This is a genomic window from Corynebacterium sphenisci DSM 44792, from assembly GCF_001941505.1.
Taxonomy (GTDB): domain Bacteria; phylum Actinomycetota; class Actinomycetes; order Mycobacteriales; family Mycobacteriaceae; genus Corynebacterium; species Corynebacterium sphenisci.
Genome location: NZ_CP009248.1, coordinates 1835614 through 1861313, shown reverse-complemented (window position 1 = coordinate 1861313; position 25700 = coordinate 1835614). Strand labels below are relative to the sequence as shown.

Below are 25700 nucleotides of genomic sequence, written 5' to 3'. Positions count from 1 at the left end.
GGCCCGCGGCGCGGCGCCCCGGCGCGCCACCCGGATCGCCGCCGGGCGCGGCCCTAGGGTGGGGACGCGAGTCGTCGGCACGGCAGCGGAAGGGAGGGCCGGGATGCGCCACCACGATGCCCGGCTGCGCCTCCGCGAGGTCACCCAGGAGCTCTACGACATCGGCGACGAGATCGCCGAGCACCTCGACAACCTGGGCCAGGCGATCGCCGACGTGGACGTGGAGCTGGTCGACGAATGCGTCCTCGAGCTCGGCGAGGTCGTCGACGAGGGCGTCGCCGACGCGATCCCGCTGATCGGGGAGCTCGCCGGGCTGCGCCAGGCCTTCACCTCCGGGATCCGCTCCGGGGAGCTCTCCGCGGCCGCCCGCCGCGATCCGGGCCCCGCCCCGGAGGCCCTCGACGTCGCCGCGCTGGTCGCCCTCGCCCCGGTGCCCGCCCGGCCCGCCCCGGTGCCGGCGGTGGCGCGCGCCCTGGCGGCGCGCTCCGACGCCGCCGCGGCGCACCTGGGGGCCCTGGCGGACTGGCTCTCCGCGGAGAACCTGCGCGGGGTGGAGGTGCTCGGCACGGTGGGCCTGACCGGGCTGTACTCGCGCTGCGGGCGCCGGGCCCTGGAGGTCGCCGCGGCCTGGCGGGTCACCGTCGCCGAGGCCCATCCCGCGGTGGCCCGCTCGCTGCGCGGCCGCCGGCCCCCGGCCTTCCTCGCCGAACGGGCCCGGATCGACGCGGTGGTGGCCCGGGTCGCCGCCGCCCGCGCCCGGCGCCCGGAGCGGGTGTGAGCGCCGCCGCGGCGGCGGCCCCGGCGGACCCGGCGCCGTTCGGGGTGTACCTGCACGTGCCCTTCTGCGCCGCCCGCTGCGGCTACTGCGATTTCAACACCTACACCCCCGGGGAGCTCGGCGACGCCACCTCCCCGGCGTCCTACCTGGACGCGATCCTGGGGGAGCTGGACTTCGCCGCCGCGGATCTGGCCCGCCGCGGGATCCCGCCCCGGCCCGCGGAGACCGTCTTCGTCGGCGGCGGCACCCCCTCGCTGCTCGGGGCGGCGGCGCTGGCCCGGCTGCTCGAGGGGGTGCGCGGCGCCTTCGGCCTGGCCCCCGGGGCGGAGGTGACCACCGAGGCCAACCCGGAGTCCACCGACCCGGCCTTCTTCGAGGGGATCCGGGCGGCCGGTTTCACCCGGGTGAGCCTGGGCATGCAGTCCGCCGCGCCGCATGTGCTGGCCACCCTGGGCCGGCGGCACCGGCCAGGGCGGCCGGTGGCCGCCGCCGCGGAGGCCCGCGCCGCCGGGTTCGAGCACGTCAACCTGGATCTCATCTACGGCACCCCGGGGGAGTCGATGGCGGATCTGGACGCCTCCCTCGACGCGGTGCTCGCCGCCGGGGTGGATCACGTCAGCGCCTACTCCCTGATCGTGGAGGAGGGCACCGCGATGGCCCGCCGGGTGCGCCGCGGGGAGCTGCCGATGCCCGATGACGACGATCTCGCCGAACGGCACGCCCGGATCGACGCCCGGCTCGTCGACGCCGGGCTGTCCTGGTACGAGGTGTCGAACTGGGCGGCGCCGGGCGGGCGCTGCCGGCACAACCTGCTCTACTGGCGCGACGGGGACTGGTGGGGCGCCGGGCCGGGGGCGCATTCCCATCTCGGCGGGCGGCGCTTCCACAACGTCAAGCACCCCGCCCGGTACGCGGCGCTGGTCTCCGCGGGGCGGCTGCCGCTGGCGGGGGAGGAGCTGCTCACCGAGGAGGACCGGCACGTGGAGGCGCTGATGCTGGGCCTGCGCCTGGCCGAGGGGATCCCGGCGGCCCGGCTGCGCCCGGCGGAGCGGGCCCGGGCGGAGGCCATCGCGGGCCGGGGGCTGCTGGAGTTCACCGGGGCGGGGGCGGATCGGCGGCTGCGGGTCACCGACGCCGGCCGGCTGCTCGCCGACGGGCTGGTGCTGGACCTGCTCGGCTGAGCCGCGGCCCGCCGGCGCGCCCGACCGGCCCGGAGGCCCGGTTCCCCCGGATGGGGGCGATGCCCGCCGATATGTGATTCCCATCTCACAATGAGGTTCGTCCACCCCCGTGCCCTTTATCTGCGCATACGTTGAAATAACCAGCACAGTGCATGGATCGGCTACGAAAAACCCTCAGGATCGCCTTCCTGGCACCCCCGCCGCCCCATGGTCATCATGGGGCCATGAGCACGACCGCCACCCCCGACACCGCCCCCGCCGGCGCGGGCGCCTCCCCCTGGCGCGACTTCGCCTCCTCGCGCGACGGCATCCTCGCCCTCGCCGCGGTCGCCGCGATCGCGGTGCACCTGCTGCTGCGCCTCGGCCTCGGCATCGCCGGCTGGCCGGCGGAGGCCCCGCTCATCGCGGTCACCCTGGTGGCCGGGGTGCCGCTGACCATCGACGTGGTCAAGGGCGCCATCGCCGCCCGCGGCGGGGCGGACCTGCTCGCCGCGGTGTCCATCATCACCGCGGTGGCGCTGGGGGAGTGGCTGGTGGCCACCATCATCGTGCTCATGCTCTCCGGCGGGGAGGCCCTGGAGGAGGCCGCCTCCAAACGCGCCTCGGCCACCCTGGACGCGCTGGCCCGGCGCAGCCCCACCGTCGCGCACCGGCTGCGCGGGGACACCGCCGCGGCCGGGTTCGACGACATCCACGTCGACGAGGTCGCCGTCGGCGACCTGCTGCTGGTGCTGCCCCATGAGCTGTGCCCGGTGGACGGGGAGGTCCTCGCCGGCCGGGGCGCCATGGACGAGTCCTACCTCACCGGCGAGCCCTACATCATCCCCAAGTCCGCGGGCAGCGAGGTCATCTCCGGCGCGGTCAACGGGGAGGCGGCGCTCACCGTGCGCGCCGGGCGCACCGCGGGCGACTCCCGCTACGCCCAGATCGTCGGGGTGCTCAAGGAGGCGGAGGAGAACCGGCCGCCGATGCGGCGCCTCGCCGACCGGATGGGCGCCTGGTACACCCTCGTCGCCGTGGGCCTGGGCCTCATCGGCTGGCTCATCTCCGGCGAGGCCTCCCGCTTCCTCGCGGTGGTCGTCATCGCCACCCCCTGCCCGCTGCTGATCGGGGTGCCGGTGGCCATCATCGGCGCGATCTCGCTGTCCGCGCGCAGCGGCATCATCATCAAGAACCCGGCCATGCTGGAGGACGTCGGCCGGGTGCGCACCGTGGTCTTCGACAAGACCGGCACCCTCACCTACGGCCGGCCCGCCCTCACCGGCCTGGCCGTCGCCGAGGGCGTCGACGCCGACGCCGCGCTGGCCGCCGCCGCCGCGGTGGAGGGCTACTCCCGGCACCCCCTGGCCCGGGCGGTGGTCGAGGCCGCCGAGGAGCGCGGCCTGGCCATCCCGGAGGTCGGCGACGTCGCCGAACGCCCCGGCCGGGGCCTGGCCGGCACCGCCGGCGGGCATGCGGTGCACCTGACCAACCGGGCCGGGCTCGCCGAGCTGGACCCGGCCGGGGCGGCGGCGCTGCCGGAGCGCGGCGCCGGGCTGGAGTCGGTGCTGGTCCTCGACGGCCGCTACGCGGCGACCATGACCTTCACCGACGAGCCCCGCGGCAGCGCCCGCGAGTTCATCGCGCACCTGCCCCGGCACCACCGGGTGAGCCGCACCATGATCCTCTCCGGCGACGGGGAGGCCGAGGTCGCCCGGCTCGCCGGCCAGGTCGGCATCGACGAGGTGCACGGCTCGATGAGCCCGGAGAACAAGCTCGCCGTGGTGCGCGACCTGGAGGCGACCGGCCCCTGCCTCTTCCTCGGCGACGGCATCAACGACGCCCCGGCGATGACCGCGGCCAGCGCCGGGGTCGCCTTCGGCGCCACCTCCGACGTCACCATGGAGGCCGCCGACGCGGTGGTGCTGGACTCCTCCCTGGAGCGGCTGGACGATCTGCTGCACATCGGCTCCCGGATGCGCCGGATCGCGCTGCAGTCGGTGCTCGGCGGGATGGGGCTGAGCATGATCGGCATGCTGCTGGCCGTGGTCGGCCTGCTCACCCCGCTGATGGGGGCCATCGCCCAGGAGCTCATCGACATCCTGGCGATCCTCAACGCCGCCCGGGTGGCCATGGTCCGCGGGCAGCTCGGCGACTTCGACGCCCCCGCCGAGGCGGACTGAGCCGGCCCGCCGGGGACGCCGCCGCCCCCTGGTGGCGGCGTCCCCGGCGCCGGTAGCCTCACCGGGCATGAGCGAAGCGATTCCCGCGGCCGCGCGCCGCGGCTCCCGCCGGACCATCGGCGCCCTCGTCGCCGCCCAGATGCTCGGCGGCATCGGCATGGGCTCGGCGCTCAGCGTCGGCGCCCTGCTGGCCAAGGAGGTCTCCGGCTCCGACGCCTGGTCCGGGGCCGCCTCCACCTTCACCACCCTCGGCGCGGCGCTGCTCGCGGTGCCCCTGGCCCGGCTCGCGGTCGCCCGCGGCCGCGGGATCGCGCTCGGCGCCGGGGCGGTGCTCGCCGGGGCCGGCGGGGCGCTGGCGATCCTCGCCGGGGCGCGCTCCTCGCTGCCGGCGCTGATCCTCGCCTTCCTGCTCATCGGCGTGTCCACCGCGGTGGGCCTGCAGGCCCGCTTCGCCGCCGCCGAGCACGCCGAACCCGCCCGGCGGGGCCTCATGCTGTCCACGGTGATGTGGGCCACCACCGTCGGCGCGGTCGCCGGGCCGAACCTCTCCGGGCCCGGCGAGGCCCTCGGCCTGGCCCTGGGCCTGCCCCACCTCACCGGGCCCTTCCTGTTCACCGTCGCCGCCCAGGCCGCGGCCACGCTCATCTACCTCGCCCTGGTCCGGCCCGCCCCCGGCGGGGCCGCCGACCCGGACCGGCCCGGCGCCCGGGCCCGCGGCCGGGTGCGCGCCGCGCTGCGCCGCAGCCCCGTCGCCCGCCGCGCGATCGCCGCGATCGGGGTGTCCCAGTTCGTCATGGTGATGCTCATGGCGATGACGCCCATCCACCTCGTCGCGCACGGCGCCTCCCTGGAGGTGGTGGGGTTGACCATCAGCCTGCACGTCGCCGGCATGTACGCCGCCTCCCCGCTGTTCGGCTGGGCCGCGGACCGTTTCGGCCGGCGGGCGGTGATCCTCGCCGGGCAGGCCATGTTCGCCGCGGTGGCGGCGCTGGTGCTGGCCGCCCCGGCCGACCGGGCGGCGCTCATCGCGGCGCTGATCCTGCTCGGCCTGGGCTGGTCGGCGGCGGTGATCGCCGGCTCCGCGGCGGTCACCGAGGCGATCCCGGTGGCGGACCGGGCCGCGGTGCAGGGCGCCTCGGACCTGGTGATGAACGCCTGCGGCGCCGTCGGCGGGGCGATCGGCGGACCGCTGCTGGCCCTGCTCGGCTTCCCCCCGCTGACCCTGGTGGCCCTGATCCCGGTGGCCGGGGTCGTGGTCTCCCAGCTGCGCGGCGGCGCCACCCCGGCGCGCGGCTAGACTGGGGCGGACCCCGCCCGACCCAGGAGAGGAGCCGCGCCCATGTCCGGCGCCACCGAACGCCGCCGCCAGGAGGTGCTGCGCGCCATCGTCGCCGACTACGTCGCCTCCCAGGAGCCGGTGGGCTCCAAGGCGCTGGTCGAGCGGCACCGCCTCGGCGTGTCCTCGGCGACGGTGCGCAATGACATGGCGGTGCTGGAGGCGGAGGGCTACATCGCCCAGCAGCACGCCTCCTCCGGGCGGATCCCCACCGAGAAGGGCTACCGGCGCTTCGTCGACGGGATCGACGAGGTCAAGCCGCTGTCGAAGGCGGAGCGGCACGCCATCCTGGAGTTCCTCGAGGGCGGGGTGGACCTGGAGGACGTGCTGCGCCGCAGCGTGCAGCTGCTCAGCCGGCTCACCCGGCAGGTCGCGGTGGTGCAGCTGCCCACCCTGCGCGCCACCCGGGTGCGGCACGTGGAGGTGGTGCAGCTGGCGGACGTGCGGCTGCTGGTGGTGCTCATCACCGACGCCGGCCGGGTGGAGCAGCGCCAGGTGGAGCTGGCCGAGCCGATCGACGGCGAGGCCGATGTGCCCCGGCTGCGCGCCCTGGTGAACCGGGCCCTGGCCGGCAAAACCCTCACCGAGGCCTCGGTGACGGTGGCGGAGCTGCCCGCCGCCGCGCCGGCGGATCTGCGCGATGCGGTGCTGCGCACCGCCACGGTGCTGGTGGAGACCCTCATCGAGGGCCCCAGCGAACGGCTCATCCTCGCCGGGGCCTCGAACCTCACCCGGGTGGAGGCGGATTTCCCGGCCGGGCTGCCCGCGGTGCTGGAGGCCCTGGAGAAGCAGGTGGTGATGCTCAAGCTGCTCAGCGCGGCCAGCGACCTGCACCGGGTGCGGGTGTCCATCGGGGAGGAGAACGAGGACGAGGAGCTGCGCGGCACCTCCGTGGTGTCCACCGGCTACGGCACCGGCGACGCGATCCTCGGCGGGATGGGCGTGGTGGGCCCGACCTTCATGGACTACCGGGGAACAATGTCCTCGGTGGCCGCCGTTGCACGGTACGTCGGGCTGGTCCTCGGCGAGGGCCAGCCCCGCTGAATCGACCCCGCCGCCGGGCCCCGGCTAGGGTGTGCGGGGTCGGACCCCGACCACGAGAGCACTCGATACGCAAGGGAAGTAACAGACGTTGGCGCGTGACTACTACGGCATCCTCGGCGTCTCCAGGGACGCCTCGGAGGCGGAGATCAAGAGGGCCTACCGCAAACTGGCCCTGAAGTACCACCCGGACCGCAACCCGGACGACGCCGAGGCCGCGGAGCGCTTCCGGGACGTCTCCGACGCCTACGAACTGCTCTCCGACCCGGAGAAGCGCCGGATCGTGGACATGGGCGGCGACCCCCTGGACGCCTCCGCCGGGGGCTTCGGCGGCGGCGGGTTCTCCGGCGGCTTCGGCGGCGGGGGCCTCGGCGACGTCTTCGAGGCCTTCTTCGGGGGCGCGGCCGGCGGCGGCCGGCAGCGGCGCAGCCGGGTGCAGCCCGGCGCCGACGCGCTGCTGCGGGTGGGCCTCGGCCTGGACGAGTGCTTCACCGGGGTGCGCAAGCCCATCACCGTGGACACCGCGGTGCTCTGCGAGGACTGCGCCGGCACCGGCTCCGCCTCGAAGTCGGCGGCCCAGACCTGCCCGGACTGCTCTGGCACCGGGGAGATCCAGCAGATGCAGCGCTCCTTCCTCGGCAACGTGATGACCTCCCGGCCCTGCGGGCGCTGCCGCGGCACCGGCGAGGTGATCGAGGACCCCTGCGCCAACTGCGGCGGCGACGGGCGGGTGCGCTCCCGCCGGGAGCTCACCGTCAACGTGCCCGCCGGGGTCTCCGACGGCACCCGGATCCGGATGGCCGGCCAGGGCGAGGTCGGCCCCGGCGGCGGCCCCGCCGGGGACCTGTACGTCGAGGTGCACGTGCAGCCGCACCCGGTGCTGCGCCGGGAGGGCGATGATCTGCACCTCACCGTGCACGTGCCGATGGTTGACGCCGCCCTGGGCACCCGCCTCGACGTCGACGACCCGGTGGGCGAGCCGGTGGCGGTGGAGGTGCCCGCCGGCTCCCAGCCGGGCGCCCGGATCCGGGTGGACGGCCGGGGCATGCCGCATCTGCGCGGCGAGGGCGCCGGCGACCTGGTCGCCCATGTCGAGGTCACCGTGCCCACGAAACTCGACGCCACCTCCCGGGAGCTGCTGGAGCGGCTCCGCGAGCACCGCGGCGAGGACAGCGCGGTGGGCGAGGACCGGCACGGCCGGGGCTTCTTCTCCCGCTTCCGGTCCGGGCGGTGAGCGTGCGCCGCGACGGGCTGCCGCTGTTCCTCGTCGAACCGGGCGCGCTGCCCGACCCGGGTGCGGCCGCCGGGGCCCGGGTGGCCCTGGCCGGGCCCGAGGGCCGGCATGCGGTCACCGTGCGCCGGCTCGGCGCCGGCGACGCGCTGCTGCTCGCCGACGGCGCCGGGCGTATTGCCCGGGCCGCGGTGGCGGAGACCGCCGGGCCGGACCGGCTGGTCGCCGAGCTCGCCGAGGTCGCCGAGGAACCGGCGCCGCGGCCCCGGGTCACCGTGGTGCAGGCGCTGCCGAAGTCCCCGCGCGGGGAGCTCGCCGTGGATCTGGCCACCGAGGCCGGGGCGGACGCGATCGTGCCCTGGGCGGCCCGGCGGTGCATCGCCCGCTGGCCCGGGGCGAAGGCCGAGCGCGGCCGGGCGAAATGGGCGGCCGCCGCCCGGGAGGCCGCCAAACAGTCCCGCCGCGCCCGGGTGCCGGAGATCGCCGCGCTCGCCGGCACCGCCGCGGTGCGCGAGCGCATCGCCGCGGTCCGCGCCGCCGGGGGCGCCGCCCTGGTGCTGCACGAGGCCGCCACCACCCCGCTGGCCGCCGCGCTGCCCGCCGCCGCCCCGGAGCTGCTGCTCATCATCGGCCCGGAGGGCGGCGTCGACGAGGCCGAACTCGAGGGCTTCGCCGCCGCCGGGGCGCGGCCGGTGGCCCTCGGCCCGGAGGTGCTGCGCAGCTCCACCGCCGCGGCCGTGGCCCTCGGCGCGCTCGGCGCGCTCACCCCCCGGTGGGACCGGGCGGGCCTGGCCTAGAATCGAACGGACCCGACACAGGAGGAGGGGACCCCACCGCGTGAGCGAACCCAGCACCGCGACCGCCGGCGGCGCCGCGCCGCAGGCCATCGTCGACCTCGACCCCGAGCTGTCCGCGACCATCCTCGGCCCCGCCGACCGCAACCTGCGCCGGCTCGACGACCTGCTCGCCGCCGGGGTGCACGCCCGCGGCAACCGGGTCACCCTCACCGGGGCCCCCGAGCACGTCACCCGCGCGGTGCGCGCCTTCCGGGAGCTGGAGTCGATGGCCCGCCGCGGCCACGAGCTCTCCCCGGAGTCGGTGACCCGGGCGGTGCAGCTGGTGGAGCGGCAGATCCCCGGCGCCGCCGACGTGCTCGCCGCGGACATCATCACCCGCCGGGGGCGGACCATCCGGCCGAAGACCCTGGGCCAGAAGGCCTACGTCGACGCCATCGACGAGGCCACCGTGATCTTCGGCATCGGCCCCGCCGGCACCGGCAAGACCTACCTGGCCATGGCCAAGGCGGTGCAGGCGCTGCAGGACAAGACCGTGGAGCGGATCATCCTCACCCGGCCCGCGGTGGAGGCCGGGGAGAACCTGGGCTTCCTGCCCGGGTCGCTCACCGAGAAGATCGACCCCTACCTGCGGCCGCTGCATGACGCGCTGCGCGACATGATGGACCCCGAGCTCATCGACCGGCTGATGTCCTCCGGGGTGATCGAGGTGGCCCCGCTGGCGTACATGCGCGGGCGCACCCTGAACAACGCCTTCATCATCCTCGACGAGGCGCAGAACACCACCCCCGCCCAGATGAAGATGTTCCTCACCCGGCTGGGCTTCGGCTCCACCATGGTGATCACCGGCGACGACACCCAGGTGGACCTGCCCGGCCGGGGCCGCTCCGGGCTGGAGCCGGCCCGCCGGATCCTCGCCGGGATCGACGGGATCGCCTTCCCGGAGCTGGGCGCGGCCGATGTGGTGCGCCATGGCCTGGTCACCGCGATCGTGGAGGCCTACGGCCGCGACGACGCCCGCCGCACCGCGGCGGCGCGCCCCGGCGGGGACGACACCGACGGGAGCCCGCGATGAGCATCGAGGTATTCAACGAGTCCGGGGCCGGCGTCAACGAGGAGTCCCTCGTCGACGTCGCCCGCTACGCCCTGTCCCGGATGGACGTGCACCCCGCCGCGGAGCTGTCCATCCACCTCGTCGACGAGGACACCATCGCCGACCTGCACCTGCGCTGGCTGGAGCTGCCCGGGCCCACCGACGTGATGAGCTTCCCGATGGACGAGCTCACCCCCGGCGCGGGCCGGCCGGACGCCGCCGCACCGGGCCCGGCGATGCTCGGCGACATCGTGCTGTGCCCCGACTTCGCCCGCGCCCAGGCCACCCGGGCGGGGCATCCGCTCTCCCATGAGCTGGTGCTGCTCACCGTGCACGGGGTGCTGCACCTGCTCGGCTACGACCATGTCGAGCCCGCCGAGGAGCGGCGCATGTTCGCCCTGCAGAACGGGCTGCTCGCCGACTGGTACGACGACATCGACCGCCGCGGGGTGGACTTCCCGGACAAGCCGCTCACCCCGGGGGCCTTCCCCTCCGCCGCGGACCGGGCCCGCCTCGACGAGCCCGGGGACGGCCCCGGGGCCGGGGGTGGCCCGCGGTGAGCCCGCAGCTGTGGATGATCCTCGGCGCGGTGGCGCTGCTGCTGCTCGCGGCGGCGGCGAACAGCCTGGAGATGGCGGTGGAGTCGCTGTCCCGGGCCCGGGTGCTGGAGATGGCCCGGGCGGAGCGGCCCGGGGCGCGGCCGCTGCTCCGGGTGGTGGACAACCGGGCCCGGCAGGTCAACCTGCTGGTGCTGCTGCGCACCGCCAGCGAAATCGGCGGCGCGGTGCTGGTGGCCCTGCTGTGCATCGAGTACCTGCCGGACCGGCGCTGGGCGGTGGTCGCCGCGGTGGCCGGGATGACCCTGTTCGGCTTCCTGGTGCTCGGCGTGGTCTCCCGCACCCTGGGCCGGCGCAACCCCTACACCCTGGCCCTGGGCTCGGCGGTGGTGCTCAACGCGCTGCTGCGGCTGCTCGGCCCGGTGGAGAAGCTGCTCATCCGGCTCGGCAACGTGATCACCCCCGGCGGTGGTTTCCGGGACGGGCCCTTCTCCACCGAGGTGGAGCTGCGCGAGATGGTGGACATCGCCCAGGAGCGCGGCATCGTGCAGGTCGACGAGCGGCGCATGATCCAGTCCGTGTTCGACCTCGCCTCCACCCCGGCGCGGGCGGTGATGGTGCCCCGGCCGGAGATGGTGTGGATCGAGGACTCCAAGAACGGCGACCAGGCGACCACCCTGTGCGTGCGCTCCGGGCATTCCCGGATCCCGGTGCTCGGCGAGGACGCCGATGACGTCGTCGGCGTGGTCTACCTCAAGGACCTGGTGCTGCACGCCCCGCGCACCACCGGCCGGCCGGCCCCGCCGGTGCGCGAGATCATGCGCGAGCCGCTGTTCGTGCCGGACTCCAAGCCCCTGGATCAGCTGCTCGACCAGATGCAGCGCACCCGGGTGCACATCGCCATCCTGATCGACGAGTACGGCGGGGTGGCGGGGCTGACCTCCATCGAGGACATCCTGGAGGAGATCGTCGGCGAAATCGCCGACGAGTACGACGTCGCCGAGGTCGCCCCCGTGGAGGAGCTGGGCCCCGGCCGCTTCCGGGTGGTCGCCCGGCTGGGCCTCAACGAGCTGGTGGAGCTCTACGCGGAAACCGGCCGGGAGGTGGAGTTCGAGGAGGAGATCCTCGACGAGGTGGACACCGTCTCCGGGCTGCTCGCCTACCGGCTGGGCCGGGTGCCGCTGCCCGGCTCCGAGGTGGAGGCCGCCGGGCTGCGCCTGGTCGCCGAGGGCGGGGAGGACCGCCGCGGCCGGGTGCGGGTGGACACCGTGGTGGTGCGCCCGGCGGAGCAGGACCCGGCCGCCGCGGCGGCCGAGCCGGCGGCGCCGCCGGCTGGCGCCCCGGAGGCTCCGGGTGCCACGATGGGCGATGACGGCGCCACCCGGCGCGGAAAGGAGGACCGCCGATGAGCGGCCCCGAGGATCGGCCCCAGGCCCCGGCGGACCCCGCCGGCCCGCCCGGCGAATACGACCACCTGATCGCCGAACCGGCGGACTTCACCGCCCCGGAGGGGCACCGCTCCGGGTTCGTCTCCATCGTGGGCCGGCCCAACACCGGCAAATCCACCCTCACCAACGCCCTGGTGGGGGAGCGGATCGCGATCACCGCGGACCAGCCGGAGACCACCCGGCACGCGGTGCGCGGGGTGGTGCACCGGCCCCTGGCCCAGATCGTGGTGGTGGACACCCCCGGGCTGCACAAGCCCCGCAAACTGCTCGGGGAGCGGCTCAACGACATGGTGCACGAGGCCTACGCGGACGTGGACCTCATCGCCCTGGCGGTGCCCGCCGACGAGAAGATCGGCCCCGGGGACCGCTGGATCCTCGACGCGGTGCGCGCCGAGGCCCCCGGCACCACCCTGCTCGGGGTGGTCACCAAAACCGACGCGGTGGGCCGGGACCGGGTCGCCGCCCAGCTGGTGGCGCTGCATGAGCTGCTCGGCGGCGCCGCCGAGGTGGTGCCGGTGTCCGCGCGCACCGGGGAGAACCTGGACACCCTGGTGGAGGTGATCACCTCGCTGCTGCCGGAGGGCCCGAAGTACTACCCGGCCGGGCACGTCACCGACGAGGACCGGGACACCCGGATGGCGGAGCTCATCCGGGAGGCCGCGCTCGGCGGGCTGCGCGATGAGCTGCCGCATTCGGTGGCGGTGCAGATCGACGAGGTGCTGCCCGGGGCGACCCGGGAGGGGGTCACCGACGTGCACGCCGTGATCTACGTGGAGCGCCTCGGCCAGCGGCGCATCCTGGAGGGCCGGGACGGCCGCCGGCTGCGCGGCACGGTGCGCCGGGCCCGGGCCGGGATCATCGAGCTGCTCGGCACGAACGTGTACCTGGACCTGCGGATCAAGGTGCTGCCGGACTGGCAGTCCGATCCGAAGGCCCTGGGCCGGCTGGGCTTCTAGCCGGCGCGCGGCGGCGATGGCCGAACCGTACCGGGACCGCGCCCTGGTGGTGCGCCACCACGACCTCGGCGAGGCCGACCGGATCATCGTGCTGCTCACCCGGGACCACGGGATCGTGCGCGCCGTGGCCAAGGGGGTGCGCCGGGCGAAGTCCCGCTTCGGCTCCCGGATGAGCCCCTTCGTGGACGTGGACGTGCAGATCCACCCCGGCCGGGGGCTGCACACGGTCACCGGGGCGGACACCGTGGCCACCTGGGCGGCGCCGATCGTCGCCGACTACGCCCGCTACACCTGCGCCTGCGCCGCCCTGGAGGCCGCCGAGCGGCTGATCTCGGAGGAGGCGGCGCCCAATCCGGCGCTGTGGGAGCTCACCCGGGCCACCCTGGCCCGGCTCGCCGAGCCCGGGGCCGATCCCGGGCTGGCGCTCACCGCGCATCTGCTGCGCGCGATGGCCGCCGCCGGCTGGGACCCCAGCCTGTTCGACTGCGCCCAGTGCGGCCGGGCGGGCCCGCACCACGCCTTCAGCCCCGCCGCCGGCGGCGCGGTGTGCGTGCGCTGCCGGCCGCCGGGGGCGGCGACCCCGCCGACCGAGGTGCTGCGGCTGATGTGGTGGCTGCGGCACGGCGACGCCGCCGCGGTGGCCGCCGCCGCGGCCCGCCCCGGCTTCGGCCAGCTCGCCGCCGCCGCCCGGGGCCTGGCCGCGGCGCATCTGCAGTACCACATCGGCCGCCGGGTGGGCGCGCTGGCGCTGGTGGAGGCCCGCTGGGGCGAGGACGGCCCCGCCGCGGCGCCGCGTACGCCGGGGCCGCCGGCCGATCCGGCATGATGGTGGGGTGAGCCAGACGAGCCCCGCGGACGCCCCCTTCGACCCCTACGACCACGCCGCGCCGGCGAACCCGCCGGTGCCGGCGGAGTTCGTGCCCCGGCACATCGCCCTGGTGATGGACGGCAACGGGCGCTGGGCCACCGAGCGGGGCCTGAAGCGCACCGAGGGCCACCGCCGCGGCGAGGCGGTGCTCATGGACTGCGTGGACGCCTGCCTGGAGATGGGCGTGGCGCACCTGTCCGCCTACGCCTTCTCCACGGAGAACTGGCGCCGCTCCGCCGAGGAGGTGCGCTTCCTGATGGGCTTCAACCGGGACGTGCTGCGCCGGCGCCGCGACGACCTCGACGCCAAGGGGGTGCGGGTGCGCTGGGCGGGCCGGCGGCCCCGGCTGTGGCGCTCGGTGATCCGGGAGCTGGAGACCGCGGAGCGGCAGACCGCCGGCAACACCCGGATGACCCTGTACATGTGCGTCAACTACGGCGGCCGCGCCGAGATCGTCGACGCCGCCCGGGCGGTGGCCGCCGCCGCCCGGGAGGGCCGGCTGCGCCCCGAGGACATCGACGAGGCGACCTTCGCCGGGTTCCTCGACGAGCCGGGGATGCCGGACGTGGACCTGTTCCTGCGCCCCTCCGGGGAGCGGCGCACCTCCAACTTCCTGCCCTGGCAGTCCGCCTACGCGGAGCTGGTCTTCCAGGACAAGCTCTTCCCCGACTTCCGGCGCGAGGATCTGCGCGCCGCGGTGGTGGAGTACGCCGGCCGGGACCGCCGCTTCGGCGGGGTGCGCTAGGCCGAGCCGGCCTCCGCGGAGCGCCGGCACCGCGCGCACAGGCCGAAGATCTCCGCGGAATGCCCGGTCATCAGGTAGCCGTGCGCCTCGGCGAGTTCGGCGGCCCACCGCTCCACCGGGCCGCCGCCGATCTCCACGGTGGCCCCGCAGGCGGTGCACAGCAGATGGTGGTGGTGCTCATCGGAGCACAGCCGGTACACCGCCTCCCCGGCCTCGGTGTGCAGCACATCGGCGGCGTCCGCGTCGACCAGGGACTGCAGGGTGCGGTAGACGGTGGTCAGGCCCACGCTGAAGCCCCGGTCGCCGAGCTCGCGGTGGATCTGGCGCGCGGAGAGGAAGTTGTCCCGATCCTGGAGCACCTCCACCACCGCGGTGCGCTGCTTCGTCGTGCGCACCCCGATCCGCCGGGCCGCGCCCGCGGCGGAACCGCCGGGCCTCTGCACCGCCACTGGCACTCACCTTCCTTCGCGTTCGCCGCCGAGGATACCCGGCGCGCGCGGATCGGGGGCCGGGCGCGCGGGGCGCGGGCCCCGCCGCGGGTGCGCCCGCCCGGCGCCCCGGGGCACCCGGCCGGGCCGATGGCGCCGCCGGCGCCGCCCGTGGCTAGAGTGGTCGGGGTATTCGAGCAGTCCGCCCCCGACCAAGGAGCAAGCTGAGGCAATGGCGCCCAAGTCGATCGTCGACACCGTCGCGAACCTGTGCAAGCGCAGGGGGTTCGTCTACCCCTGCGGCGAGATCTACGGCGGCACCCGGTCCGCCTGGGACTACGGTCCGCTCGGGGTGGAGCTGAAGGAGAACATCAAGCGGCAGTGGTGGCGCACCTTCGTCACCGGCCGCGCCGACGTGGTCGGCCTGGACTCCTCGATCGTGCTGCCCCGGCAGGTGTGGCAGGCCTCCGGGCACGTGGAGACCTTCACCGACCCGCTGGTGGAGTCGCTGCACACGCATAAGCGCTACCGCGCCGACCACCTGCTGGAGGCCTACGAGGCCAAGCACGGCCACCCCCCGGCCAACGGCCTGGCCGATGTGCCCGATCCGGAGACCGGCCAGCCCGGCAAGTGGACCGAGCCGCAGTTGTTCTCCGGGCTGATGAAGACCTACCTCGGCCCGGTGGACAACGAGGAGGGGCTGCACTACATGCGCCCGGAGACCGCGCAGGGCATCTTCGTCAACTTCAAGAACGTGATGACCACCGCCCGGATGAAGCCGCCCTTCGGCATCGGGCAGACCGGCAAGGCCTTCCGCAACGAGATCACCCCGGGCAACTTCATCTTCCGCACCCGCGAGTTCGAGCAGATGGAGATCGAGTACTTCGTCGCCCCCGAGGACGCCCCCGCCAAGTTCGACGAGTGGGTGCAGGCCTGCTGGGACTGGTTCCTGGACCTGGGCATCGACCCGGAGAACATCCGCCAGTTCGACGTGCCCGCCGATGAGCGCGCGCACTACTCGGCGCGCACCATCGACTTCGAGTACCGCTTCGGCTTCACCGGCGGCGAATGGGGCGAGCTGATGGGCGTGGCCAACCGCACCGATTACGACCTGGGCTGCCATATCGAGCACTCCGGGGAGGATCTGCGCTACCACGACCAGGTCACCGGGGAGAAGTACGTGCCCTACGTGATCGAGCCCTCCTTCGGGCTGACCCGTGCGCTGATGGCCTTCCTCTGCGACGCCTACGCCGAGGAGGAGGTGCCCAATGCCAAGGGCGGCACCGACACCCGCACCGTGCTCAAGCTGGACCCGCGGCTGTCCCCGGTGAAGGTGGCGGTGCTGCCGCTGTCCAAGAAGGACACGCTCACCCCGGTGGCCGAGGACATCGCCGCCCGGCTGCGCCGGCACTGGAACGTCGACTACGACATCACCGGCGCGATCGGGCGCCGCTACCGCCGCCAGGACGAGATCGGCACCCCGCTGTGCGTCACCGTGGACTTCGACACCCTCGAGGATGACGCGGTCACCGTGCGCGATCGTGACACCATGGAGCAGGAGCGGGTCCGCATCGACGAGCTGGAGGCCCACCTGGCGGCCCGCCTGGTGGGCTGCTGACCGGCCAACCGGCGCCGCCCGCGGCGCACCGCATCGGCCACGAGGACGAGGGAGTCACCCAGATGAGCAGCACAGCCAGCACCCCCGGCGGGGACCCGCGGCGGCCGGAGCCGGCCGCCGAGGCCGACGCCACCGGCGCGGCGCGGCCCGCGGAACCCACCGCGGCCCCCGCGCCCGCGGAGGCCGATCCCGGGGCGCACAGCACCCGCCTCGACGACGGCACCGTGGTGACCTGGCAGTCCTGGTCGCTGGGCGAGCGGCGCGGCTCCGGCGGGCGCGCCGTCGCCCCGATCCTCGCCGAGGACCGGGAGGTCGCCGAATACGCCCGGGTCGGCGGGGAGGAGTCCATCGCCACCGCCGAGGGGGCCTGGGCGCTGCGGGCCGCCGACGGCCGGCTGGACGCCACCCTGCCCGATGGCCGGGCCTTCGTCGCCGAGGCCGCGGACAAGCCCCGGTTCAGCCGGGCCAAGCGGATCACCGTGGACTTCGGCGAGGGCGCCGGGGAGCCGCTGGTGATCCTCTGCGAATCCCAGCAGCATTACGTCATCGAGGACGCCGCCGGGGGCAAGCTCGGCCAGTTCACCGGGGCCTCGCATGGGGTGCGCCGGGCGGAGATCCAGTACGACACCCCCGCCGGCCGGGCGCTGCCGGAGGAGCGCAAGATCTTCCTGTCCTGGGTGGCCCGCCGGGTGCTGGAGGCCCGGATGGTCTCCACCACCTGGGTGCTCACCCTGGTGCTGCTGCTGCTCATCGCCTACCTGGCGTACATCTGGATGCTCTAGCCGCCGTGGAGGGCCATCCGCTGCCGTGGACCGTCGCCGGCGGGGTGCTGCGCGACGCCGCCGGTGCCCGGGTCGGCGCCGGCTGGGCCGCCCGGCCCCGCGGCGGGTCGGTGGCGGTCACCGCCCCCGACGGCCGGCGCTGGACCGCCCGCCCGGCCCGGCTGCTGCTCTCCGATGTCCGGGTCGACGCCCCCGCCGGGCGCCTTCTGCTGCGCCGGGCGCCCCGGGGCGCCGGGCTGGGCCGGTTCACCCGGCTGATCTCCCGCGCTGACGGGGCCGGGCCCGCGCTGCGCAGCGTCGCCGGCCCCGGCGGGATCACCCTGGACCTCGCCGAGCCGGCCGCGGCCGATCCCGGCCTGGACCGGGAGTCGCTCATCATCGCCGCGCTCCTCTGCGCGCACCTGGACGGGCCGGGCCGGCTGCGCGGCTAGGCCACGGCGCCGCCCCGCCCGGGCGGGGCGGCGCCGGGCTCAGAAGCCGCTGGAGCCGCCGGTGAACCCGCCGCCGCCGCCGAAGCCGCCGCCCCCGCCGAATCCGCCGCCGAAGCCGCCGCCGCCGAAGCCGCCGCCCCCGCCGCCGCCCATCATGGAGCCCAGGATGGCGCCGGCGATGAAGCTGCCGCCGCCGCCCCCGCCCCGGTAGGCGGTGCGCTCCCGGTGCTCCTCGATGTCCCGGCGGGCCCGCTGCTCGGCGTCCCGGGCCTTCTTCGAGGCCTCCCGGGCCTGGCCGATGGCCCGCCGCGGCCACACCAGCTCCTCCCCGGCGGGCACCCGCCCGGCGTCGATGGCCGCCGCCCCGGAGACGGCGGAGTCCAGCAGCCGCTGCGCCTCGTGCAGCAGCGCCCGGGCGTCGCCGCCCACGATCCGGCCGCGGGTGCCGATCAGCGCCTGCGCCGCATCCACCCGGGTCCGCGCCTCCCGGATCGCGTTGCCCAGGGTGGCGGTGGTGCGCCGGTGCCGGTCCGCGGCGTCCCGGGCGGAGTCGAGCTGCTCGTCCAGGGCCGCGTCGGCCTCGGTGAGCCGGGTCCACGCGCCCAGCGGATCGGAGTCGCCGCCGGCGCGGGCGGCGTCCACCGCGGCGGAGCCCTCCGCCATGGCCTCGGACAGCGCCGGCGCGTCCAGGCCCAGGGCGCCGGCGTCGAGCAGCCGGCGGCCCTCCTCGACCTCCGCGGCGACCTCGTCGATCAGGGCGGGCAGGCCCCGGCCGGCCTGGGCGATCCGGGCGTCGGCGTGCTCCACCGCCTCCAGCAGCCGGTCCACCTGGGCCAGGGACACCTGGGCGTCGTGGATGGCGTCGACGATCCCGCCCTGCTCCCCGGCGGGCAGCGTCAGCATCGGCCGGGCCCGGCCCACCGCCTGCTCCGCCTCCGCGATATGCGCCGCGGCGATGTCCACGTTGTCGTTCACGGAGGCCAGCGTCTCCGCGGGATGGCGTTCGCGCAGCGCGGCCAGGGTGGCCCGGGCGGACTCCATCCGGGTGCGCGCGTCGATGCACCGGCGGGTGAGCTCGTCCAGGGCGCCCCCGGCGTTCATCAGCTGGGTGCGCATCTCCCGGTAGTCCGCGGCCCGGGCGTCCAGGGCCTCGTCGGCGCTGCCGCAGGTGGAGATGATCTCCAGCAGGGTGGCCCGGCGGGTGGCCTCGTCCAGCTCCGCCCCGGACAGCGACTCGTGCAGCCGGAAGGCCCGGTCCAGGGTGGACCGGGAATGCGCCAGGGCGCGCTCCAGATCGGCCACCCGCTCCGCGCCGAATTCGGCGCGGGCCAGCTCCAGCTCATCGGCGGCGGTGCGCACCGACTGGTCGGTGGAGGTCAGCTCCTCGGCGGCGAGGCCCCGCAGCACCTCGGTGGACTGGGCGTCCAGGGCGGCGACGTCGCCGGGGCGGATCCCGCGGGCCGCGGCGAGCTCCCCGGCCAGCCGGCGCTTGCGCCGCCGGCTGCTCCAGGCCACCGCACCGCCGCCGATCGCCCCGGCGGCGGCGAGCCCGCCCAGGGCCACCCCGGCGCCGATTCCGCCGCCGCCGGCGGCGGCGTCGACGGCCGCATCGGCCGCCGCCGCCCAGTCCGGGTTCGCACCGGAGCCGGCGAGCACATCGCGGACCGCCTCGTTGAGCTCCGGCCCGGTCACCGAGGCGTCCGGGCCCGCGTAGGTGCCGATCAGGCGGTCCTCCACCGCGATCGCGGCCACCGCCATGTTGTCCGCCCCGCCCTGGGCGGTGAGCGCCTCGGCGGCCCACCGCTCGGCGCCCATCCCGTCGAAGGAGCGCACGAAGATCACGTAGAGCTTGGTGCCGGTGTCCGCCTGCACCGCGGTGAGCCGGTCCGCGATCCGCCGGGCCTCGCCGGCGGGCAGCACCCCGGCATCGTCGACCAGCGGCTCCGGGCTCTGCCGGGGCGCCTCGGCCACCGCCGGCGGGGCGGCGGCGAGGCCGGCCAGGCCGGCCACCGGCAGGGCGAGCGCCGCCCCGCAGGCGAGGGCGGCGGCCAGGCGGCGGCCGCGGCGGGGTCGGTCGGGGCGGTGCGCGGGGATGATCATGCCCTACAGGATAGGCGCATCCGCGGCCGCGCCTCATGCGCCGCCCCACCGGGCCGGGGCATGATGGGCGCCATGGCCAGGGGATACGAGTACGGTGCCGCGGACGTCGAGCGGAGGATCGAGGAGCCGGCGAAGGGCTCGCTGCCGGCGGGGGCGCCGCCGGCGCCGATGCGGCGCAGCGCCTTCGCCCGGGACCGGGCCCGGGTGCTGCATTCCGCGGCGCTGCGCCGGCTGGCGGACAAGACCCAGGTGGTCGGCCCCGGGGAGGGCGATATCCCGCGCACCCGGCTCACCCACTCCCTGGAGGTCGCCCAGATCTCCCGGGGCATCGCCGAGGAGCTCGGCGCGGACCCGGATCTCGCGGAGCTGGCGGGGCTCACCCATGACATCGGGCACCCGCCCTACGGGCACAACGGGGAACGCGCCCTCGACGAGATCGCCGCCGGCTGCGGCGGTTTCGAGGGCAATGCGCAGACCCTGCGGATCCTGGTCCGGCTGGAGCCGAAGGTGCTCGGCCCGGACGGCGCCCCGGCGGGGCTGAACCTCACCCGGGCGGCCCTGGACGCGGCCTGCAAGTACCCGTGGACGCCGACCTCCCCGGGCGGGCCGACCCCGCCGCCGGGGCCGGACGGGGCGCCCGGGCGGCGGGGGAAGTACGGCGCCTACCCGGAGGACGCCGGCCTGCTGGACTGGGTGCGCCGCGGCGCCCCGGCGGGCCGGCGCTGCCTGGAGGCGCAGATCATGGACTGGTCCGATGACGTGGCCTACTCGGTGCACGACGTGGAGGACGGGATCGTCTCCGGCCGGGTGGACCTGGGGGTGCTCTGGGACACCGTGGAGCTGGCCGCCCTGGCGGACAAGGGCTCCCGGGCCTTCGGCGGGGACCCGGCGGAGCTGGTGGAGGCCGCCGGCAGGCTGGCCTCGCTGCCGGTGGTGTGCGCCGCCGCGGAGGGCGGCGGCACCCCGGCGGCGGCCACCGCGCTGAAGCGGATGACCTCGGAGCTGGTGGGCCGCTTCGTCACCGCCTCGGTGGCGGAGACCCGGCGGCTCGGCGGACCGGGGCCGCTGGGCCGCTACGCCGCGGATCTGGCGGTGCCGGCGCCGATCGTGGCGGAGGTGACCATCCTCAAGGCGATCGCGGTGCTCTACGTGATGGACCAGCCCCGGCACCTGCGCCGGCAGGCCCGGGACCGGGAGCGGCTGCACCGGGTGGCCGGCTACCTGCTGGAGGCCGGCCCGGCGGCGCTGGATCCGATGCCGCGCTGGCTGTACGAGCACGCCGAGGACGACGCCGGCCGGCTGCGCGCGGTGGTCGACCACGTCGCCTCGATGACCGAGTCCCGGGTGGAGCGGCTGGACCGGCGGATCGCCGACGTCTCCGCGGCCCGGGCCTGAGGCGCCGGCCCGCGTCGCACCCCGTCGGCGGGCTCATTCCTCGGCGTCGGGGATGGCGCAGAAGCTGTCGTAGTGGTCGGGGGTGTAGTACCACACGTCGGGGTCGGCGGCGGTGCCGCCGCCGACCACTATCCGGCGGGCCCCGCGGTGGCCCACCCCCGGGGTGTCCACGGTGTACTCCCGGTAGTAGGAGCCGCCGCGCCGCGGCAGCCGGCCCTCGTAGTTGCCGAAGTGCGCCCCGTCGTGGCGCGGGTCCAGGCGCGCCGGATCCCGCAGGATGGCCTCGATCACCTCATCGGCCTCGGCCGGCAGGGTGGCCACCGGGCAGGTCCGCCCGTAGTCGGCGGCCGCCGCCCGCGCCGGGTCCGGCGCCCCGGGGGCCGCGGGCCCGGCCCCGCCGGCGGGCCGGGCCGGCCCGGCGGCCTCCCCGGCGCCGGGGCCCAGCCCCGCCCAGCCCGCGGCGGCGGCGAGCACGGCCACGGCGAGGGCGGCGAGGGTCTTCCGGCGCGGCGCGGGGCGGTTGCTCATGGGGGTATCCTGCCACGGCCCTTCACCCGGGTGGGGGCCGGGGCGGGCGGGCTAATGTGGTGGCCATGGCCAGAGGACGCATCCCGGACAGCGATATCGCGGCGATCCGCGAGAACACCCCGCTGGAGGAGGTCGTCGGCGAGTACGTGCAGCTCAAACCGGGTGGGGCGGATTCGCTCAAGGGCCTGAGCCCCTTCAAGGACGAGCGCACCCCCAGCTTCCACGTCCGGCCCAACCACGGCTACTACCACTGCTTCTCCACGGGCAAGGGCGGGGACGTGTTCAGCTTCCTCATGGAGATGGAGCACCTGAGCTTCCCGGAGGCGGTGGAGGCCTGCGCGGAGCGGATCGGCTACCGGATCAACTACGAGGGCGGCGGCACCGGCCGCCGCGAGGAGCCGGGCACCCGGCAGCGGCTGGTCGCGGCGAACCGGGAGGCGCAGAAGTTCTACGCCGAGCGGCTGGGGACCCCGGAGGCGGCGGTGGCCCGGGACTTCCTCGCCGACCGGGGCTTCACCGCCGAGCACGCCCGCGCCTTCGGCTGCGGCTACGCCCCCGCCGGCTGGGACACCCTGACCCGGCATCTGCAGCGGCTGGGCTTCGAGTTCGCGGAGCTGGAGAAGGCGGGCCTGGCGAAGATGGGTCGCAAGGGCCCCATCGACCGCTTCCACCGGCGGCTGCTGTGGCCGATCCGGAACATGGCCGGCGACGTGATCGGCTTCGGGGCGCGCAAGCTCTTCGACGACGATCAGCTGGGCAAGTACATGAACACCCCGGAGACGATGCTGTACAAGAAGTCGAAGGTGCTCTTCGGCCTGGATCTGGCCAAGCGCGCCATCGCGGAATCGCACCGGGCGGTGATCGTGGAGGGCTACACCGACGTGATGGCGATGCACGCCGCGGGGGAGACCACCGCGGTGGCCGCCTGCGGCACCGCCTTCGGCGAGGAGCATCTGCAGCTGCTGCGCCGGCTGATGCTCGACGACAGCTTCTTCCGCGGGGAGCTCATCTACACCTTCGACGGCGACGAGGCCGGGCAGAAGGCGGCGCTGCGCGCCTTCGCCGGGGAGCAGCAGTTCACCGGGCAGTCCTACGTGGCGGTGGCCCCCGCCGGGGCGGACCCCTGCGATCTGCGGCTGGCCAAGGGCGATGCGGCGCTGCGGGACCTGGTCGCCACGCGCACCCCGATGGTGGAGTTCGTGCTGCGCACCCTGCTCGCGGATTTCGACCTGGACACCGCCAACGGCCGGGTCGCGGCGCTGAACCGGGTGGTCCCGGTGCTGGCCCAGGTGCGCGAATCGGCGCTGCGCGACGAGTACGCCCGGGAGGTCGCCGGCTGGATCGGCTGGAATGACGAGGCGGAGCTGGTGCGCCGGGTGCGCGAGGAGGCCCGGGCGCCGCGGAAGGCCGATCCCGGCGAGCGGCGCCGGCGCCGGCTGGCGGAGGCCGCCGCCGCGGAGGAGCGCCGCCGCGTCGCGGCGGGCCCGCCGACGACACCGCGGCCGGATCCGCGGGATCCGCGGCTGCATGTGCAGCGGGAGGCGCTGAAGCTGGCGGTGCAGGAGCCGGCGGCGCTGGGCCCGGTGTTCTCCGAGCTGGACCCGGAGGTGTTCACGCACCCGGCCTACCGGGCGGTGTTCGACGCGGTGGCCGCCGCCGGCGGGATCCCCGCCGACGGCGGCGGCGCCGGGTGGGTCGCCGATCTCGCCGCTGCGGCCGCCGATGAGGTGGTGCGCGGGCTGGTCACCGAGCTGGGCGTGGAGGAGATCCACGTCGATCCGCCGGCCCTGGCCGGCTACGCCGCCTCGGTGCTCGCCCGGCTGCAGGAGGTGTGGGTGGGCCAGCAGATCGCCCAGGTCAAGGGGACCCTGCAGCGGATGCGGCCCGGTGATGACGAGGCCGGCTACCGGCGCCTGTTCGAGGATCTGATCGGCCTGGAGGAGTACCGCCGGGAGCTGCTCGCCGAGGCGCTGCGCGGCCCGGCCGCGGAATAGCCCGCCCCCGGCGGCGGGCTCAGGGCTCGATCCGGGTCACCGCGCGCACCAGCAGCGCCGCGGCGATCACCCCGATCGGGATGGTGAAGAGGAACACCCCCGGCCAGGGCGCGCGGATGCCGGGCAGGTCCGTGGACAGGGCCAGCCACAGCGAGCCCAGCCAGGCGGCGAAGACGGCCAGTAGCAGCCCCGCCAGCGCCGGGGCGCCCCAGGCGGCGCGCACCGCGCCGAGCGCGGCGCCGGCCACCGCGGTGCAGAGGAAGAGCGCCGCGAACACCAGGTAGGTGCCCGCCCAGGTCAGCGCGGTGGTCTCCGATCCGGCGGCGAGGTGGGGCCGGCCGGAGGTGTCGGTGAGCATCCGCTCGCCGACGGTGATCACGAAGGAGCTGAACCGGGCGTCCGGCGGGTCGGCCCGCCAGAGGAGCAGGGTGCCCGCCCAGCAGAGCGCGGCGAGGCCGGCGGAGAGCGCGCCGGCGGCGAGGCCGAGGCCGGCCAGCCAGGTGCGGGCGGGCACGTCGGCGGCGCGGGCGGGCACGGCGCCGCCGGCGGCCCAGCCGAAGAGCGGCACCATGCCGGCGATGGCGGCGAAGTACCAGCCGAAGCCGTCCTGGTCGGCCAACGGGGCGAGGAGGACCAGGGCGGCGAGGACGGCGGCGCCGGCGGCGAAGCCGCGGCGCACGGGGTGGAGGAAGGCGGGGAGCATCGGGGTCCTTTCGGGCGGGGGCCGGCGGTCATGTGGGACGGGTGGGGCGGGGACGCGGCGGGCGGCGGCTCAGGGGTCGATCCCGGCGGCGGGGTGAGGGGTCGCCGCGGCGCCGGGGACGGTCGGCGGCGCGAGTGGGACGAGCGCGCCAGGCCAGGGGGAGCGGACGGCGGGGGGCATCACGGGGTCGCCCCGGCGGGGGCGTGCATCGCCATGGCGTCGATGAGCGCGTTGTCGTCGAGCGGGGTCAGGGTCACGCCGAGCCCGGCGGCGCGGGCGCGGGCCGCCGCGTCCAGCGGCGCGGCCAGGGTGGCCTCCGCGATCCCGCCGATTCGGCGGGTGGCCACCCGGGGCCGGCCCCCGGCGAGGGCCGCCACGGCGTCGGCCGGCCCGGCGAGCACCGGGTACCGGTCCCGGGCGTCGTCCAGCGCGATGGGCGGGTGCACCCGGCCGCCGGCGACCACGATGAGGTCGTCGACCAGGCCGGCGAGGTCCTCGGCGCGGTGCGAGGTGAGCACCAGGCGCAGCCCGGGCCGGTCGGCGAGCACGGCGATGATCCGCTCCCGCAGTCCCCGCCGGGTGGCCGCGTCGAGGCCGTTGAAGGGCTCGTCGAGCAGCACCGTGGCCGCTCCGGAGGCCAGGGCCACGGCCGCGGAGAGCAGCTGGCGCTGGCCGTTGCTGAGCCGGGCGGTGCGACTGCGCTCCTCGACCCCGGCGTCGGCGAGGATCGCCAGGGCCAGCCGCCGATCCAGGCCGGGGTGGCCGATTCCGGCGAGGTCGAGGTGGGCGCGGACGTCCCGGCCGGCGGGGTGCACGTCATGGGCCACCCGGCCCAGGGCGGTGTCCGCGGCCAGCCGGCGGCCCGCGTCATCGCGCAGGTGCCCGGCGAGCAGCCGCAGCAGGGTGGTCTTGCCGGCGCCGTTGGCGCCGATCACGCCGTGCACCCCGGGGCCCAGGCGCAGTCGCACCGGGGCGAGGATGGCCCGGCCGCCGCGGGTGACCGCGGCCTCCTCGAGCACCGGGTCCGCGGCGGCGGCGCCGGTGGTGGGGGTGTCGCTCATGGGGTGGTCCTTTCCGCGGCGATCAGCCGGTCGAGTTCGGCGGAGTCGATGCCCAGGGCCCGGGCCTCGGCGAGCATCGGGGCGAGGAAGTCGGCGGCGAAGCGGGCGCGTCGTTCGGCGAGCACCGCCTTCCGGGCGCCGGCGACGACGAACATGCCCAGCCCGCGGCGCTTCTCCAGCAGGCCCTCGGCGGCGAGTTCGGCCAGGGCCCGGCCGGAGGTGGTCGGGTTGACGCCGTGGTAGGCGGAGAGCTCGTTGGTGGACGGGGCCCGCTGCCCCTCCGGCAGCGCCCCGGAGCCGATGTGCCCGCGCAGTTCCGCGGCGATCCGCCGGTAGATGGGGCGGGGGTCGCCCATCGGCGGCCTCCTTCCGGTGGGTCGGCCCGGCCGCGCCTGCCGCGGCCGGATGACGTCGGCAGCATCCCAGTTAATGGGTTAACCACCTATGTGGTGAACTATAGGGGCGCCCGC

At 76.2% G+C, this 25700-nt stretch carries 24 protein-coding genes; 18 read left to right on the top strand and 6 right to left on the bottom strand.

Features of this window, described 5'->3' with window-relative positions; genetic code table 11:
* Window positions 1-103 precede the first annotated feature (103 nt).
* From CSPHI_RS12480 to CSPHI_RS08370, 13 genes are all read left to right on the top strand, one after another.
* Window positions 104-778, top strand: a complete 675-nt coding sequence (locus CSPHI_RS12480) for a hypothetical protein (RefSeq protein WP_075692482.1) — start codon at window positions 104-106, stop codon at window positions 776-778.
* Window positions 775-1959 carry a radical SAM family heme chaperone HemW gene (hemW, locus tag CSPHI_RS08425; protein WP_075692480.1) on the top strand — a complete coding sequence of 395 codons (1185 nt, stop codon included), beginning with the start codon at window positions 775-777 and terminating at the stop codon, window positions 1957-1959. Before CSPHI_RS12480 ends, hemW begins: the two co-directional genes overlap by 4 nt.
* A 224-nt stretch (window positions 1960-2183) precedes the next feature.
* The gene (locus CSPHI_RS08420; RefSeq protein WP_075692478.1) at window positions 2184-4121 is read left to right on the top strand and encodes a heavy metal translocating P-type ATPase; all 1938 of its coding nucleotides are present in this window, start codon (window positions 2184-2186) and stop codon (window positions 4119-4121) included.
* A 67-nt stretch (window positions 4122-4188) separates the two neighbouring features.
* Window positions 4189-5418 carry an MFS transporter gene (locus CSPHI_RS08415; protein ID WP_075692476.1) on the top strand — a complete coding sequence of 410 codons (1230 nt, stop codon included), beginning with the start codon at window positions 4189-4191 and terminating at the stop codon, window positions 5416-5418.
* Window positions 5419-5460: 42 nt separating this feature from the next.
* On the top strand, window positions 5461-6501 hold the full coding sequence (hrcA, locus tag CSPHI_RS08410) for a heat-inducible transcriptional repressor HrcA (RefSeq protein WP_075692474.1): 1041 nt from the start codon (window positions 5461-5463) through the stop codon (window positions 6499-6501).
* 88 nt (window positions 6502-6589) lie between these two features.
* Entirely contained in the window at window positions 6590-7732 is a 1143-nt protein-coding gene (dnaJ, locus tag CSPHI_RS08405; protein WP_075692472.1) for a molecular chaperone DnaJ, read from the top strand.
* Complete coding sequence (locus CSPHI_RS08400; protein ID WP_425429721.1) at window positions 7729-8526, top strand: 16S rRNA (uracil(1498)-N(3))-methyltransferase; 798 nt, start codon at window positions 7729-7731, stop codon at window positions 8524-8526. The genes dnaJ and CSPHI_RS08400 overlap by 4 nt, the downstream gene beginning before the upstream one ends.
* Window positions 8527-8566: 40 nt before the next feature.
* Window positions 8567-9598 carry a PhoH family protein gene (locus CSPHI_RS08395; protein ID WP_075692470.1) on the top strand — a complete coding sequence of 344 codons (1032 nt, stop codon included), beginning with the start codon at window positions 8567-8569 and terminating at the stop codon, window positions 9596-9598.
* A complete protein-coding gene (gene ybeY / locus CSPHI_RS08390) occupies window positions 9595-10176 on the top strand; it encodes an rRNA maturation RNase YbeY (protein WP_075692468.1) in 582 nt (193 codons plus the stop codon). The genes CSPHI_RS08395 and ybeY overlap by 4 nt, the downstream gene beginning before the upstream one ends.
* Window positions 10173-11582, top strand: a complete 1410-nt coding sequence (locus CSPHI_RS08385; RefSeq protein WP_425429720.1) for a hemolysin family protein — start codon at window positions 10173-10175, stop codon at window positions 11580-11582. Before ybeY ends, CSPHI_RS08385 begins: the two co-directional genes overlap by 4 nt.
* Window positions 11579-12577, top strand: a complete 999-nt coding sequence (era, locus tag CSPHI_RS08380) for a GTPase Era (protein WP_084210329.1) — start codon at window positions 11579-11581, stop codon at window positions 12575-12577. The genes CSPHI_RS08385 and era overlap by 4 nt, the downstream gene beginning before the upstream one ends.
* A 16-nt stretch (window positions 12578-12593) precedes the next feature.
* The gene (gene recO / locus CSPHI_RS08375; protein ID WP_075692464.1) at window positions 12594-13403 is read left to right on the top strand and encodes a DNA repair protein RecO; all 810 of its coding nucleotides are present in this window, start codon (window positions 12594-12596) and stop codon (window positions 13401-13403) included.
* Window positions 13404-13479: 76 nt separating this feature from the next.
* On the top strand, window positions 13480-14190 hold the full coding sequence (locus tag CSPHI_RS08370) for an isoprenyl transferase (protein WP_075693912.1): 711 nt from the start codon (window positions 13480-13482) through the stop codon (window positions 14188-14190).
* Here CSPHI_RS08370 and CSPHI_RS08365 read toward each other — a convergent pair.
* Complete coding sequence (locus CSPHI_RS08365; protein ID WP_281248675.1) at window positions 14187-14639, bottom strand: Fur family transcriptional regulator; 453 nt, start codon at window positions 14637-14639, stop codon at window positions 14187-14189. The two genes, CSPHI_RS08370 and CSPHI_RS08365, sit on opposite strands and share 4 nt — an antisense overlap.
* A gap of 211 nt (window positions 14640-14850) precedes the next feature.
* On the opposite strand from CSPHI_RS08365, the gene CSPHI_RS08360 reads away from it, so the two are divergent.
* From CSPHI_RS08360 to CSPHI_RS08350, 3 genes are all read left to right on the top strand, one after another.
* Window positions 14851-16236: a glycine--tRNA ligase gene (locus CSPHI_RS08360; RefSeq protein ID WP_075692463.1), complete on the top strand. Its 1386-nt coding sequence runs from the start codon at window positions 14851-14853 to the stop codon at window positions 16234-16236.
* Between the two features lie 62 nt (window positions 16237-16298).
* Complete coding sequence (locus tag CSPHI_RS08355; protein ID WP_157118520.1) at window positions 16299-17018, top strand: hypothetical protein; 720 nt, start codon at window positions 16299-16301, stop codon at window positions 17016-17018.
* Window positions 17019-17023: 5 nt separating this feature from the next.
* Window positions 17024-17449: a hypothetical protein gene (locus CSPHI_RS08350; protein WP_075692461.1), complete on the top strand. Its 426-nt coding sequence runs from the start codon at window positions 17024-17026 to the stop codon at window positions 17447-17449.
* Window positions 17450-17488: 39 nt separating this feature from the next.
* On the opposite strand, the gene CSPHI_RS12245 is transcribed toward CSPHI_RS08350, so the two are convergent.
* On the bottom strand, window positions 17489-19549 hold the full coding sequence (locus tag CSPHI_RS12245; RefSeq protein ID WP_075692459.1) for a TPM domain-containing protein: 2061 nt from the start codon (window positions 19547-19549) through the stop codon (window positions 17489-17491).
* 72 nt (window positions 19550-19621) lie between these two features.
* Here CSPHI_RS12245 and CSPHI_RS08340 point away from each other — a divergent pair, with 72 nt between their 5' ends.
* Window positions 19622-20944: a deoxyguanosinetriphosphate triphosphohydrolase gene (locus CSPHI_RS08340; protein ID WP_075692457.1), complete on the top strand. Its 1323-nt coding sequence runs from the start codon at window positions 19622-19624 to the stop codon at window positions 20942-20944.
* A 33-nt stretch (window positions 20945-20977) separates the two neighbouring features.
* Here the strand turns inward: CSPHI_RS08340 and CSPHI_RS08335 are convergent, their stop codons facing one another.
* A complete protein-coding gene (locus CSPHI_RS08335; RefSeq protein ID WP_075692455.1) occupies window positions 20978-21472 on the bottom strand; it encodes a guanyl-specific ribonuclease in 495 nt (164 codons plus the stop codon).
* Between the two features lie 65 nt (window positions 21473-21537).
* Between CSPHI_RS08335 and dnaG the strand changes: the two genes are divergently transcribed.
* Window positions 21538-23466 (top strand): DNA primase, encoded by a 1929-nt coding sequence (dnaG, locus tag CSPHI_RS08330; protein WP_084210327.1) that lies wholly within the window; start codon window positions 21538-21540, stop codon window positions 23464-23466.
* Window positions 23467-23485: 19 nt separating this feature from the next.
* On the opposite strand, the gene CSPHI_RS08325 is transcribed toward dnaG, so the two are convergent.
* The 3 genes from CSPHI_RS08325 to CSPHI_RS08315 all read right to left on the bottom strand — a co-directional run bounded on the left by CSPHI_RS08325 (window position 23486) and on the right by CSPHI_RS08315 (window position 25586).
* Window positions 23486-24169, bottom strand: a complete 684-nt coding sequence (locus CSPHI_RS08325; protein WP_075692451.1) for a hypothetical protein — start codon at window positions 24167-24169, stop codon at window positions 23486-23488.
* Between the two features lie 179 nt (window positions 24170-24348).
* On the bottom strand, window positions 24349-25230 hold the full coding sequence (locus CSPHI_RS12240) for an AAA family ATPase (RefSeq protein ID WP_084210326.1): 882 nt from the start codon (window positions 25228-25230) through the stop codon (window positions 24349-24351).
* The gene (locus CSPHI_RS08315) at window positions 25227-25586 is read right to left on the bottom strand and encodes a GntR family transcriptional regulator (protein WP_075692449.1); all 360 of its coding nucleotides are present in this window, start codon (window positions 25584-25586) and stop codon (window positions 25227-25229) included. The genes CSPHI_RS12240 and CSPHI_RS08315 overlap by 4 nt, the downstream gene beginning before the upstream one ends.
* Window positions 25587-25700: the final 114 nt, after the last annotated feature.